8 protein-coding genes, 1 tRNA gene and 3 rRNA genes are annotated in these 14,000 nt (G+C 48.6%); 3 read left to right on the forward strand and 9 right to left on the reverse strand.

The annotated features are described in order from the left end of the window. Positions 1–197: 197 nt before the first annotated feature. Complete coding sequence (gene yihI, locus RFN81_RS18240; RefSeq protein ID WP_264497160.1) at positions 198–737, reverse strand: Der GTPase-activating protein YihI; 540 nt, start codon at positions 735–737, stop codon at positions 198–200. A 203-nt stretch (positions 738–940) separates the two neighbouring features. Between yihI and yihA the strand changes: the two genes are divergently transcribed. Further along, the gene (gene yihA / locus RFN81_RS18245; RefSeq protein WP_264497161.1) at positions 941–1,576 is read left to right on the forward strand and encodes a ribosome biogenesis GTP-binding protein YihA/YsxC; all 636 of its coding nucleotides are present in this window, start codon (positions 941–943) and stop codon (positions 1,574–1,576) included. 399 nt (positions 1,577–1,975) lie between these two features. Here the strand turns inward: yihA and polA are convergent, their stop codons facing one another. The 4 genes from polA to RFN81_RS18265 form a co-directional block, all read right to left on the reverse strand. Further along, positions 1,976–4,765 carry a DNA polymerase I gene (gene polA / locus RFN81_RS18250; RefSeq protein WP_264497162.1) on the reverse strand — a complete coding sequence of 930 codons (2,790 nt, stop codon included), beginning with the start codon at positions 4,763–4,765 and terminating at the stop codon, positions 1,976–1,978. A gap of 371 nt (positions 4,766–5,136) precedes the next feature. Continuing rightward, complete coding sequence (dsbA, locus tag RFN81_RS18255; RefSeq protein ID WP_264497163.1) at positions 5,137–5,760, reverse strand: thiol:disulfide interchange protein DsbA; 624 nt, start codon at positions 5,758–5,760, stop codon at positions 5,137–5,139. A gap of 24 nt (positions 5,761–5,784) precedes the next feature. Beyond that, positions 5,785–6,771, reverse strand: coding sequence for a serine/threonine protein kinase (locus RFN81_RS18260; protein ID WP_264497164.1), 987 nt, complete (start codon positions 6,769–6,771; stop codon positions 5,785–5,787). 78 nt (positions 6,772–6,849) lie between these two features. Next, entirely contained in the window at positions 6,850–7,119 is a 270-nt protein-coding gene (locus tag RFN81_RS18265; RefSeq protein WP_264497165.1) for a YihD family protein, read from the reverse strand. Between the two features lie 204 nt (positions 7,120–7,323). On the opposite strand from RFN81_RS18265, the gene mobA reads away from it, so the two are divergent. Beyond that, positions 7,324–7,902, forward strand: coding sequence for a molybdenum cofactor guanylyltransferase MobA (gene mobA, locus RFN81_RS18270; protein ID WP_264497166.1), 579 nt, complete (start codon positions 7,324–7,326; stop codon positions 7,900–7,902). Next, positions 7,892–8,413 (forward strand): molybdopterin-guanine dinucleotide biosynthesis protein MobB, encoded by a 522-nt coding sequence (gene mobB / locus RFN81_RS18275; protein WP_264497167.1) that lies wholly within the window; start codon positions 7,892–7,894, stop codon positions 8,411–8,413. Before mobA ends, mobB begins: the two co-directional genes overlap by 11 nt. A gap of 108 nt (positions 8,414–8,521) precedes the next feature. On the opposite strand, the gene rrf is transcribed toward mobB, so the two are convergent. The 4 genes from rrf to RFN81_RS18295 all read right to left on the reverse strand — a co-directional run bounded on the left by rrf (position 8,522) and on the right by RFN81_RS18295 (position 13,756). Further along, positions 8,522–8,637 (reverse strand): 5S ribosomal RNA (gene rrf, locus RFN81_RS18280). A 215-nt stretch (positions 8,638–8,852) separates the two neighbouring features. Next, positions 8,853–11,758, reverse strand: a 23S ribosomal RNA gene (locus RFN81_RS18285). A 241-nt stretch (positions 11,759–11,999) separates the two neighbouring features. Further along, positions 12,000–12,075: transfer RNA gene (locus RFN81_RS18290), tRNA-Glu, on the reverse strand. 141 nt (positions 12,076–12,216) lie between these two features. After that, positions 12,217–13,756 (reverse strand): 16S ribosomal RNA (locus RFN81_RS18295). Together the 16S, 23S and 5S rRNA genes with 1 tRNA gene alongside form the textbook arrangement of a ribosomal RNA operon. Positions 13,757–14,000: the final 244 nt, after the last annotated feature.

Genomic DNA, 14,000 nt, shown 5'->3' on the forward strand with positions numbered 1-14,000 from the left:
CTCCTTAAGATCGCTTAAATGACGTTTCAAAAACGCTCCCGACGATTTGTGATTCGTCTCATCTCTGAGGCCCGCCCACGAAACAGAGCACAATGCAGCCGACGTTTACGCTTCGACAATCGCCACAATTTACCAAGCAGACACAACCCATAAAATGCGACCAACAGCACCAGGAGCAAAAACAGCCATTTCATTGCTCAGTTCGCATTTTTCGGATGATTACGTTTCAAAAGCTGTAACATATCTTCTGGCTCATCTTGCTCGTCATCACTTAATTCGATACCGAGTTCCTCCATCAGAGCATCAATACGATCCAGTGTTTCATCAACCCATAATTGATCTTTGGCGCTCAGCGTTTCTCCCCCCTCCAAACGATCTAACAAGGCGTCCAAACGAGCATCGTTTTCCAACATTTCTAGTTCTTCTTCCGGCGACATCGTTGGCTTAACAGCAACCACGTTTTCTACCGACGTTGAAGGCTTCTTCTTCGATTTCACTATCTCGCCCACGCCAAGCGGAATAGGCTTTTTACTGCCAATGCGCGGATCGGCGATGTTACGTTGACCGCTAAGTTTATCGGTAGAAGATTTATCCTGCGCCCGGCTACCAGCCGCGTTACCACGACGCTTTTTCTCTTTTTTTCGCTCACGCGCTTCACGATCCAGCTCTTCGCGGGTTTTTCTTTTTAATTTGGGTTTTTCTGCCTGATTCGCAGCCCCTTTGACAGGTCGGTTCATAAGATGGCTCTCGGGTATACAGATATAAGAGAAGTGCGGCGAAATCTAGCAGAAAGCCCCAAAATAAAAAAGCATCTACGTCAGGAGGAGGCGCTTTTCTTTTCGTATCATCCGACCGCACATTAAAATAGATAAAGCCGCCTTTATCGTCAGTTACAGGTATAATCCCCAACCAGACAGAGATCCAGATAGAGATAACCATCGTGACCCAGCATTTTAACTATCATATGACGCGTTTTATCATCAGCGCCCCGGATATTCATCATCTGGCAACAGATAGCGGTATTGAGGTAGCCTTTGCTGGGCGCTCTAACGCCGGAAAATCCAGCGCACTTAATACGCTAACTAACCAGAAGAACCTGGCTCGAACCAGTAAAACGCCAGGGCGTACCCAGTTGATCAACCTGTTTGAAGTAGCTGAAAACGTGCGTTTGGTTGACCTTCCCGGCTATGGCTATGCCGAAGTGCCAGAGCAAATGAAAATTAAATGGCAACGCGCGCTCGGTGAATACCTACAGAAGCGTAATAGCCTGAAGGGTTTGGTGGTGCTAATGGATATCCGCCATCCGCTGAAAGATCTCGATCAGCAAATGATCCAATGGGCGGTCGATGTCGAGCTTCCCGTCTTAGTGCTGCTGACCAAAGCCGACAAGCTCGCTTCAGGGGCACGTAAAACACAGTTGAATAAGGTTCGCGAGGCCATCTTGCCATTTATGGGCGATATTCAGGTCGAAGCGTTTTCTTCACTGAAAAAACTCGGCGTCGATAAACTACAGCAGAAATTGGATAACTGGTTCAGCACATTGGAGTACGCAGGAGAAGAACAAGAAGCAGAATAATTCCTTTGCGTGGTGCAGAACATCATTACTCGCATCACACACTAAAATCCTTCGGCGATTCCCAGCAACATAAAATATGTTGCATATTTGTAAGCGTTAGTGTGTGTTTACTCACTGTGATTTTGGGTAAAACTCCAGATAATGCCCATAAAAAACGCCCCACTCAAAACTGAGCGGGGCGGCTAATATTCAGCCAAATCCGATTACGTGAAGTAAAAGGTCTGAAAGATAGAACATCTTACCTCTGTACCCTACGTCTTTAACTCTACCCTATTTTTTCGCGGGAAAAAAGGATTTTTTGTTGTTTACTTTCATAAAAAATGGTTATTGCTTACACAAAGTTAAACCAGGTCACACAATACTGTTATTTAATTACAGAAATAGCGTAAGGATCGGTCCTTAATGCGCCTCATCCCAATTCATGCCAGTGCCAATATCGACCTGCAACGGAACATTCAATTCCATGCACCCTTCCATTAATACTTTGATTTTACTAATGGATTCTTCAATAACCGAATCATGGATCTCGAAAACCAGCTCATCATGAACCTGCATAATCATCTTCACCTTAGGTTCATCTTGCTGTAGCCAGTCATCAATCGCGATCATCGCTTTCTTGATAATATCCGCAGCGGTGCCCTGCATTGGCGCATTTATCGCCGCACGCTCTGCGCCTTTACGCGCGATCGCGTTACGGGAATGGATGTCTGGCAGGTAGAGGCGGCGCCCATCCAATGTAGACACATAGCCCTGTTCCGCCGCCTGTTGGCGCGTACGCTCCATGTAATCCTGCACGCCTGGGTAGCGCTCAAAATACAGGTTCATGTATTTCTGCGATTCGCTACGGGGAATATTCAACTGACGCGACAGCCCAAACGCGCTCATGCCGTAAATCAAACCAAAGTTGATCGCTTTCGCACTGCGACGCTGTTCCGATGTCACCTTATCCAGCGCAATGCCAAACACTTCTGACGCCGTTGCTCGGTGGATATCCAACCCATTTGCGAACGCGTTTAACAGTCCTTTATCACCGGATAAGTGCGCCATGATACGCAACTCGATTTGCGAGTAGTCCGCCGCCACAATGCTGTAGCCCTTCGGCGCAATAAATGCCTGACGAATACGGCGCCCTTCGTCATTACGCACCGGGATGTTTTGCAGGTTCGGATCGCTGGAAGACAAACGCCCGGTCGCAGTGACAGCCTGGTGATAAGACGTATGCACACGCTTCGTCGCTGGGTTAATCATCAGCGGTAGCTTATCGGTGTAAGTCGATTTCAGCTTGGCCAAGCCCCGATATTCCAGGATCAGCTTCGGCAGAGGGTAATCCAGCGCCAGTTCGGCTAGCACTTCTTCATTGGTTGACGGTGCGCCTTTTGGCGTTTTCTTCAGAATCGGCAACTTTTGCTTTTCATACAGAATCCCCTGTAGCTGCTTGGTCGATGAGAGATTGAACTCTTCGCCCGCCAGCGCATACGCTTGTGTTTCCAGCTCCGCCAAACGGGTTGTCAGCTCTTTTGAGTGTTCCGCCAAAATCACAGGATCGATCAGCACGCCTGTACGCTCGATACGGGATAAGACCGGCACCAGCGGCATATCAATGGTTTGAAAAACCTGACACAAGTCAGTGTGCGGCTGCAGTTTTCCCCACAGTTTCTGATGCAGATGCAGCGTAACATCCGCATCCTCGGCCGCATAAGGCCCAGCCTGTTCCAGTGCAATCTGATTAAACGTCAGTTGATTTTTCCCCTTACCCGCGATTTCTTCAAAGGTAATGGTTTTATGCTTCAGATAGCGTTCGGCCAGGCTGTCCATATCGTGGCGGCCCGCCACGCTGTCGAGTACGTAGGATTCCAACATGGTGTCAAATGCGATACCGCGTAAATCGATGTCATACCGCTGCATCACACCTTTATCAAATTTGAGATTCTGACCAATCTTCAGCAGCTTCTCATCTTCCAGCAACGGCTTGAACAAGGCCAGTACCTTGGCGCGATCCAATTGTTCCGGTGCATCCAGATAGTCATGCGCTAATGGTAAATAAGCCGCCTCACCTGGCTTAATCGCAAATGACAAACCAATAAGATTGGCGGTGAGCGTATCAAGCCCATCGGTCTCCGTATCAAAAGCGAAAACCCCAGCTTGTTTTATACGCTCTACCCAATCCAACAGCGTTTCTTCATCAAGGATCGTGACATAACCGTCGGCAGAAAGCGCTGGCGCGTTGCTCTCTTCAGTAGACGATTCCACCACTGCTTTATTCACAGCCGGAACAGGCTGGTTGCTCTTCTTACTTTCCAGCCAGGTACCGGATTCAACATCGGATAACCAGCGTTTAAATTCATAACGGGAAAAGAGGCGGTACAACTCATCCACGTTCGGTTCTTTAACCGTAAGTTGATCGCAGCTAAGATCCAGTTCAACATCCGTTTTAATGGTGGCCAGTTGATAGGAGAGGTAGGCGACATCTTTATGTTGTTCTAGTTTTGGTGCCAGCGTTTTTGCCCCACGGAAAGAGAGCTCGGCAATTTTATCCAGGTTGGCATACAGCGAATCTAGCCCACCGATCCCTTGTAACAGCGCCTGCGCCGTTTTTTCACCCACGCCGGGTACGCCGGGAATGTTATCCGATGCATCACCCATCAGCGCGAGGAAATCGATAATCAGCTCAGGCGGAATACCGTATTTATCACACACTTCCTGTGGGCCAAGAATGGTGTTATTCATGGTGTTGATGAGCGTCACGTTCGGTGTCACCAACTGCGCCATATCTTTATCACCAGTACTAATGAGCACCGATTTACCCGCTTTTTCCGCCTGAATAGCGAGCGTGCCGATCACATCGTCAGCTTCTACGCCAGGAACCGCCAAAAGTGGTAGCCCCATCGCTTTCACCATATTATGCAAAGGGTCTATCTGTTCGCGTAAATCTTCCGGCATCGGTGGACGATTGGCTTTATAGCTTTCGAACAGTTTGTCACGAAAGGTTTTCCCTTTGGCATCAAAAACAACGGCAATGTGACTGGGATGATATTGCAGCAACAAACTGCGTAGCATATTCAGTACGCCATACATTGCACCCGTGGCTTCCCCTGCGCTGTTGGTTAACGGTGGAAAAGCGTGATAAGCACGATACAAATAGGATGAACCATCTACCAGTATTAAAGGGTTTTCTGCAATCTGAGCCATAACCTGCCGTGATCGTTGTTGTCTGTCATAGCACTAAGCATGCCATAGGCCAGAGAAAGAGACGATCTTTAACGTAGGATATTAGCTAGATTTGCATAGATTTTTGCGAGATTCTCTTGTGGATAAGTTTGTGTATAGATTTATCACGTTAATTACCAGCTCTTACTATTATTAAGGCGTGATTTTTAATATCCATTATTTTCAGTAAGTTATAATATACACCTTTGTTTTATAGAAACAGGAAACCGTCATCTAATTTGTGGATATAAATAAAAAGATTAATTGAGATTGTTGTGAGATATAAAAGATAAAAGGGTGAACAGGAAGAACGTTTAAAGCCATGCGATTTCACCGCATGGCTTATTACGTGATTACTTTTTGGTAAGGAGGTATTTCACTACTTCTGCGTACTGTTTTACATATCCATCCATTGAGCTGGTATCAAGACCATCATTTTTGATCATATATTTACCGTTAACGAACATGGCTGGAACGCCGCGTAACTGCAAATCCGCCGCTGCTTTTTCCTGTTGAGCAACTAAAGATTTCACAACAAAACTATTCAATGCACCATCAAACTCTTCCGCACTAACGCCGGCTTTCACAAAGACGTCACGAATATCTTCCGGCTTCTGTACGGTCTGTGTTTTCTGAACAGCATCAAACATCAGAGGAGTAATTTTATCTTCTACGCCCAGCGCCATAGCCACAGCCCAAGCTTGAGTCAGGTTTTTACCCAATGGGCCCAGAAAGTCCACGTGATAACGTGTGATCTTCGTCCCTTCTGGCAACGCTTTCTTTACTGCATCTGGAATATGGTAGACCTGTTCAAATTGATAGCAGTGCGGGCAATAGAATGAGAAAAACTCGAGAACCTGAGGTTCTTGCGTCGCAGGTTTATCCAACTCTACATATTGTTTGCCGTCAGAAAACTCTGCAGCAGAAGCACTAAACGCCAGAACCATGCCAATCAGCGCAAGCCATAATCTTTTCATAAATTTCACTCTCTCCATTTAATTTCAGTACATTGGCATTAGCTGTAGAGGAGGCTCCTGCAACAGCTGGGTTTGTCCAATAAATATTGCCGTTTGCTTTAACCAGAAATCCGCATCCATCATCCAGGGAAAACTTCTCGGAAAAGCAGGATCTTCCCAACGACGTGCAACCCAAGCAAGGTAATAAACCTGCCGCATTGCACGAAGTGGTTCAATCAGTGCGAGCTCTTTCTCCTGAAACTCTGCAAATTCGCTATAGGCTTCGAGCAAGATATCCAATTGAATGCGTTGTTCACGGCGATCGCCGTGCAATAGCATCCATAAATCCTGTATTGCTGGGCCATTGCGCGCATCATCCAAGTCAACAAATAGCGGGCCATCACGCCACAAAATATTCCCTGGATGACAATCCCCATGAAGACGTAATGGTCGCCAGTCGCTATGCCAATAAATTTCTACTGTATCAATCAGTTGACGGATTGCCTGTAAAAAATCATGTCGATGTGTTTTCGGTACTAAGGGACATGTCTCCAACAGTCGGTAAGGTTCGTGCAGATACTCATTGGTTCCAATCGTTGGGCGCTCAGTGAATAATGATTTCTGACCCGTCTGGTGAATCCGGCCAAGAAAACGACCAACCCACTCTAGCTGGTCCTCATTATCCATTTCATACTGCCGACCGCCTACGCTAGGGAATACGGCAAAATGAAATCCTTCGTAGACGTTTAGAGTCTGCCCATTAAGCAAAATGGGCGCGACAATTGGGACTTCATCTTCTGCTAATTGCTGAGCAAAAATATGCTCTTCCTGAATCTGCGCCGTACTCCACCGCTCGGGGCGATAAAATTTCACCACAAATCGTTTACGATCTTCATCCGCAAACTGATAAACCCGATTTTCATAACTATTCAATGCCGTCAGACCGGAATCAATGCGTAAACCGACATCCAGCAAGGCATCCACGATCAGTTCGGGGACAAGCGTCTTAAAATTAAATGCCGAACTACTCATCGCAGCCACGGATGCTTAGAGATGGGATACGATAACGAGGCGCAATAGCTGACATTGAGAACGAGTTATTCCTCTGCACTAGTCTTTAATAACCCCGCGGGCACGAAGTAACGCTGTTTTAAAATCTTCCTCGTAGTCTTTCTTCAGACCGGGAATGGCTTGTTCTTTATCTGAATCACGCATTTTCAGATGGTAAATAAGGATATCATCAGTTAGTTCATTTAACCGCCCCTCAAACCCCGCCTCTTGTGCAAGTTTTTGTAAAAATTGTACCAGATTTAAATCGGGTTCTTTTTGCCAGGCTGGATGTAAGAGTTCAACCAGTTCATTAACGCGATGACATTTCATTTTTTTCTCCTTAAAGACGATTTGTGCTCAATAAATTTCAAGAAGTAGAAAACATCTTGTTGGGCTATAGCGATAAAAATAACAGCCTTATGTGTATGAGGAAAGGACTTGGTCTTCTGTTAAAGTTTTTAGAGAATAACGTCAGGTTTATCCCTGACAAACTTTTAGTACAGAGAAAATGGACATAGATAATTGGTAAATCAAATGATTACGGGTGTTATTCTCGCGGGCGGACGGGCAACACGAATGGGCGGACATGATAAAGGTCTGATAGCACTGAACGGCGTGCCGCTATACCAACACGTTCTCTCTCGGCTTAAAGCACAGGTCGATGAGATTATTATCAGTGCCAACCGCAATCAGGCTATCTATGCACAAAGTGGATGCCAAATTATTAGCGACTTTGATACAAGCTTTCCTGGCCCGCTGGCGGGCATTCTAAGCGGTTTAAGGGCATCTACATCCAAATGGGTTGTTTGTGTCCCTTGCGATGTGCCTGTGTTCCCTCTCGACCTAGTACACCGACTGTGGCATGCGCGAGGGGAGGTCGATGCCGTTTATGCTACCGATGGAGTTCGACCACATCCCACACTGCTCTTAATCAATAAAAACCTTATTGAACCTCTAGAAACCTATCTGCATGTCGGAAATCGTAAGGTGATGCTGTTTATGGAACAGGTTGGAGCAAACGCCGTCTCATTTAACGATCAACCCGAGGCCTTTCGTAATCTGAATTCACCTGAAGATTTATCCCATTGGGAGGATCAACGCGGTGCATTCTAATCATCTCCCATTACTTTCTGTTGCGGCTTATAGCGGTACAGGTAAAACAACATTACTTAAACACGTCATCCCCCTGCTGATTAATCGTGGCGTTAGAATCGGATTAATTAAACATACGCATCACCAAATGGATATTGATACGCCCGGCAAAGACAGCTACGAACTGCGTAAAGCGGGCGCGGCGCAAACCATCGTTGTCAGCAATCAGAGATGGGCATTAATGACGGAGACGCCAGAACAGGAAGAACCAAATATTTATGAGTTGGTAGGGAAAATGGATGCCTCGACCCTCGACCTGGTACTGGTTGAGGGTTTTAAACATGAAAAGATCGCTAAAATAGCCTTATTTCGCCAATCATTGGGCAGAGAATTAAGTGACTTGATCGATAAATATGTCATTGCGATCGCAACGGATACTGAGATAAACACAGTGCTTCCGGTACTTGATATCAATCAGCCGGAACAGGTTGCTAATTTTATTCACCAATGGCTCTACAACGACCACCGATAACCTGCTTATCGGTGGTCTTTCTTCACGGATACGCGTAAATCAATAGTTTTAGCAACGTGCACAGCAAAAAGCCCTTGTCTTGCGACAGGGGCTTTCCACTTATTTGATGCCTGGCAGTTCCCTACTCTCACATGGGGAGACCCCACACTACCATCGGCGCTACGGCGTTTCACTTCTGAGTTCGGCATGGGGTCAGGTGGGACCACCGCGCTATCGCCGCCAGGCAAATTTCTCGTCTCTTCCTGAGACTCGCCCTTCGGGTCGTCGCTCTGCGACGTACAAAATCGTTCCCGACGATTTTGTCTCCTCCCTTCTCAGGCCAGCGCTCCGCGCTGTTTTATGTCCACGCCATCGCGTAAACATTTAATCTTCAATCTTCGAACAAGCTGAATATCGTTCTCTATGCGTCTTTCATCTCTCAAAACACCTTCGGTGTTGTAAGGTTAAGCCTCTCGGGTCATTAGTACTGGTCAGCTCAACGTATCGCTACGCTTACACACCCAGCCTATCTACGTCGTCGTCTTCAACGGCCCTTCAGGGGCATCTTGTGCCCAGGGAAGACTCATCTCGAGGCAAGTTTCCCGCTTAGATGCTTTCAGCGGTTATCTCTTCCGCACGTAGCTACCGGGCAATGCAATTGGCATCACAACCCGTACACCAGCGGTGCGTTCACTCCGGTCCTCTCGTACTAGGAGCAACCCCTCTCAATCTTCCTACGCCCACGGCAGATAGGGACCGAACTGTCTCACGACGTTCTAAACCCAGCTCGCGTACCACTTTAAATGGCGAACAGCCATACCCTTGGGACCTACTTCAGCCCCAGGATGTGATGAGCCGACATCGAGGTGCCAAACACCGCCGTCGATATGAACTCTTGGGCGGTATCAGCCTGTTATCCCCGGAGTACCTTTTATCCGTTGAGCGATGGCCCTTCCATTCAGAACCACCGGATCACTAAGACCTGCTTTCGCACCTGCTCGAGCTGTCACTCTCGCAGTCAAGCTAGCTTATGCCTTTGCACTAACCTCCTGATGTCCGACCAGGATTAGCTAACCTTCGTGCTCCTCCGTTACGCTTTGGGAGGAGACCGCCCCAGTCAAACTACCCACCAGACACTGTCCGCAACCCCGCTCAGGGGCCCACGTTAGAACATCAAACATTAAAGGGTGGTATTTCAAGGTTGGCTCCACGCAGACTGGCGTCCACGCTTCAAAGCCTCCCACCTATCCTACACATCAAGGCTCAAGGTTCAGTGTCAAGCTATAGTAAAGGTTCACGGGGTCTTTCCGTCTTGCCGCGGGTACACTGCATCTTCACAGCGAGTTCAATTTCACTGAGTCTCGGGTGGAGACAGCCTGGCCATCATTACGCCATTCGTGCAGGTCGGAACTTACCCGACAAGGAATTTCGCTACCTTAGGACCGTTATAGTTACGGCCGCCGTTTACCGGGGCTTCGATCAAGAGCTTCGCCTTACAGCTTACCCCATCAATTAACCTTCCGGCACCGGGCAGGCGTCACACCGTATACGTCCACTTTCGTGTTTGCACAGTGCTGTGTTTTTAATAAACAGTTGCAGCCAGCTGGTATCTTCGACTGGTCTTAGCTCCATCCGCCAGGGACTTCACCAACTCCAGCGTGCCTTCTCCCGAAGTTACGGCACCATTTTGCCTAGTTCCTTCACCCGAGTTCTCTCAAGCGCCTGAGTATTCTCTACCTGACCACCTGTGTCGGTTTGGGGTACGATTCGATGTGACCTGGTGCTTAGAGGCTTTTCCTGGAAGCGTAGCATCGGTTACTTCATCACCGTAGTGACTCGTCATCACGCCTCAGTGTTAACAATGACCCGGATTTTCCTAAGTCATCCACCTTCACGCTTAAACCGGGACAACCGTCGCCCGGATAACCTAGCTTTCTCCGTCCCCCCTTCGCAGTCACACCCAGTACAGGAATATTAACCTGTTTCCCATCGACTACGCCTTTCGGCCTCGCCTTAGGGGTCGACTCACCCTGCCCCGATTAACGTTGGACAGGAACCCTTGGTCTTCCGGCGTGCGGGTTTTTCACCCGCATTATCGTTACTTATGTCAGCATTCGCACTTCTGATACCTCCAGCAGCCCTCACAGGCCACCTTCGCAGGCTTACAGAACGCTCCCCTACCCAACAACACCTTAGTGTCGCTGCCGCAGCTTCGGTGCATGGTTTAGCCCCGTTACATCTTCCGCGCAGGCCGACTCGACCAGTGAGCTATTACGCTTTCTTTAAATGATGGCTGCTTCTAAGCCAACATCCTGGCTGTCTAGGCCTTCCCACATCGTTTCCCACTTAACCATGACTTTGGGACCTTAGCTGGCGGTCTGGGTTGTTTCCCTCTTCACGACGAACGTTAGCACCCGCCGTGTGTCTCCCGTGATAACATTCTTCGGTATTCGTAGTTTGCATCGGGTTGGTAAGTCGGGATGACCCCCTAGCCGAAACAGTGCTCTACCCCCCAAGATGAATTCACGAGGCGCTACCTAAATAGCTTTCGGGGAGAACCAGCTATCTCCCGGTTTGATTGGCCTTTCACCCCCAGCCACAAGTCATCCGCTAATTTTTCAACATTAGTCGGTTCGGTCCTCCAGTTAGTGTTACCCAACCTTCAACCTGCCCATGGCTAGATCACCGGGTTTCGGGTCTATACCCTGCAACTTAACGCCCAGTTAAGACTCGGTTTCCCTCCGGCTCCCCTATTCGGTTAACCTTGCTACAGAATATAAGTCGCTGACCCATTATACAAAAGGTACGCAGTCACCCAACTAGTGGGCTTCCACTGCTTGTACGTACACGGTTTCAGGTTCTATTTCACTCCCCTCGCCGGGGTTCTTTTCGCCTTTCCCTCACGGTACTGGTTCACTATCGGTCAGTCAGGAGTATTTAGCCTTGGAGGATGGTCCCCCCATCTTCAGACAGGATATCACGTGTCCCGCCCTACTCATCGAACTCACAGCCTGTGCATTTTTGTGTACGGGACTATCACCCTTTACTGTGCGACTTTCCAGACGCTTCCACTAATACACACACTGATTCAGGTTCTGGGCTCTTCCCCGTTCGCTCGCCGCTACTGGGGGAATCTCGGTTGATTTCTTTTCCTCGGGGTACTGAGATGTTTCAGTTCCCCCGGTTCGCCTCATGACACTATGGATTCATGTCATGATAGTGTGTCTAAACACACTGGGTTTCCCCATTCGGGTATCGTCGGGTATAACGCTTCATATCAGCTTACCGACGCTTTTCGCAGATTAGCACGCCCTTCATCGCCTCTGACTGCCTAGGCATCCACCGTGTACGCTTAGTCGCTTAACCTCACAACCCGAAGGTGTCTTTGATAAACCAAAGTCATCATCGCGCTGTGATTATTTGAGAGACTCATTGACAGACAAATTCACCGTGTTTACCCATAAATAGCCAAGGTATTCACGATTATTCCGCTGTCATGTTTCAATTTTCAGCTTGTTCCAGATTGTTAAAGAGCAATATCGTAAACACGACTTATCAAAGTCATCTTTACGATATTCAGGATAATGTCTTTCACTCATTATCGGATTGGCGTCCCCAAGGGGATTCGAACCCCTGTTACCGCCGTGAAAGGGCGGTGTCCTAGGCCTCTAGACGATGGGGACACGAAAACTCCGTACCGAATCAGACATCCGGCACGCTCGCATCAGCATGAGTTAACACTCATTACATCAACAGGTGCGCTTGCTCATTTTTTTCATCAGACAATCTGTGTGAGCACTTCACTCAACGCACATCTTTCTTGGTAAGGAGGTGATCCAACCGCAGGTTCCCCTACGGTTACCTTGTTACGACTTCACCCCAGTCATGAATCACAAAGTGGTAAGCGCCCCCCCGAAGGTTAAGCTACCTACTTCTTTTGCAACCCACTCCCATGGTGTGACGGGCGGTGTGTACAAGGCCCGGGAACGTATTCACCGTAGCATTCTGATCTACGATTACTAGCGATTCCGACTTCATGGAGTCGAGTTGCAGACTCCAATCCGGACTACGACGTACTTTATGAGGTCCGCTCACCCTCGCAGGCTCGCTTCTCTTTGTATACGCCATTGTAGCACGTGTGTAGCCCTACTCGTAAGGGCCATGATGACTTGACGTCATCCCCACCTTCCTCCGGTTTATCACCGGCAGTCTCCTTTGAGTTCCCGACCTAATCGCTGGCAACAAAGGATAAGGGTTGCGCTCGTTGCGGGACTTAACCCAACATTTCACAACACGAGCTGACGACAGCCATGCAGCACCTGTCTCACAGTTCCCGAAGGCACTAAGGTATCTCTACCAAATTCTGTGGATGTCAAGAGTAGGTAAGGTTCTTCGCGTTGCATCGAATTAAACCACATGCTCCACCGCTTGTGCGGGCCCCCGTCAATTCATTTGAGTTTTAACCTTGCGGCCGTACTCCCCAGGCGGTCGACTTAACGCGTTAGCTCCGGAAGCCACGCCTCTAGGGCACAACCTCCAAGTCGACATCGTTTACAGCGTGGACTACCAGGGTATCTAATCCTGTTTGCTCCCCACGCTTTCGCACCTGAGCGTCAGTCTTTGTCCAGGGGGCCGCCTTCGCCACCGGTATTCCTCCAGATCTCTACGCATTTCACCGCTACACCTGGAATTCTACCCCCCTCTACAAGACTCTAGCCTGTCAGTTTTGAATGCAGTTCCCAGGTTAAGCCCGGGGATTTCACATCCAACTTAACAAACCGCCTGCGTGCGCTTTACGCCCAGTCATTCCGATTAACGCTTGCACCCTCCGTATTACCGCGGCTGCTGGCACGGAGTTAGCCGGTGCTTCTTCTGCGGGTAACGTCAATCATGAAAGGTATTCGCTCTCACGCCTTCCTCCCCGCTGAAAGTGCTTTACAACCCGAAGGCCTTCTTCACACACGCGGCATGGCTGCATCAGGCTTGCGCCCATTGTGCAATATTCCCCACTGCTGCCTCCCGTAGGAGTCTGGACCGTGTCTCAGTTCCAGTGTGGCTGGTCATCCTCTCAGACCAGCTAGGGATCGTCGCCTAGGTGAGCCTTTACCTCACCTACTAGCTAATCCCATCTGGGCACATCCGATGGCAAGAGGCCCTAAGGTCCCCCTCTTTGGTCTTGCGACATTATGCGGTATTAGCTACCGTTTCCAGTAGTTATCCCCCTCCATCAGGCAGTTTCCCAGACATTACTCACCCGTCCGCCGCTCGTCACCCGAGAGCAAGCTCTCTGTGTTACCGCTCGACTTGCATGTGTTAGGCCTGCCGCCAGCGTTCAATCTGAGCCATGATCAAACTCTTCAATTTAAGATTTGTTTGATTTGCTGAACTCGTCAGCCATGCTCAAAGAATTAAAACTGTTTATTCGTAATGAATTTACTGTTGTTCACTCTTCAAGACTTTTTATATCGTTAAGATACGGTCTTGTGAGTGCCCACACAGATTGTCTGATTGAATTGTTAAAGAGCAGTGCCGCAGCGTACTGCGGCGCGGGCGCATATGTTATGCGTTTCCGCTGTGAAGTCAAGTCATTACTGACTGCCTTCGTTGA

This window comes from Pectobacterium cacticida, from assembly GCF_036885195.1.
In the GTDB taxonomy this organism is placed as follows: domain Bacteria; phylum Pseudomonadota; class Gammaproteobacteria; order Enterobacterales; family Enterobacteriaceae; genus Pectobacterium; species Pectobacterium cacticida.

What these genes read in the sequence shown, in the direction of transcription:
- yihI (WP_264497160.1), bottom strand. Translation starts at nt 737, where the DNA reads ATGAACCGACCTGTCAAAGGGGCTGCGAATCAGGCAGAAAAACCCAAA.
- polA (WP_264497162.1), bottom strand. Translation starts at nt 4,765, where the DNA reads ATGGCTCAGATTGCAGAAAACCCTTTAATACTGGTAGATGGTTCATCC.
- dsbA (WP_264497163.1), bottom strand. Translation starts at nt 5,760, where the DNA reads ATGAAAAGATTATGGCTTGCGCTGATTGGCATGGTTCTGGCGTTTAGT.
- RFN81_RS18260 (WP_264497164.1), bottom strand. Translation starts at nt 6,771, where the DNA reads ATGAGTAGTTCGGCATTTAATTTTAAGACGCTTGTCCCCGAACTGATC.
- RFN81_RS18265 (WP_264497165.1), bottom strand. Translation starts at nt 7,119, where the DNA reads ATGAAATGTCATCGCGTTAATGAACTGGTTGAACTCTTACATCCAGCC.
- mobA (WP_264497166.1), top strand. Translation starts at nt 7,324, where the DNA reads ATGATTACGGGTGTTATTCTCGCGGGCGGACGGGCAACACGAATGGGC.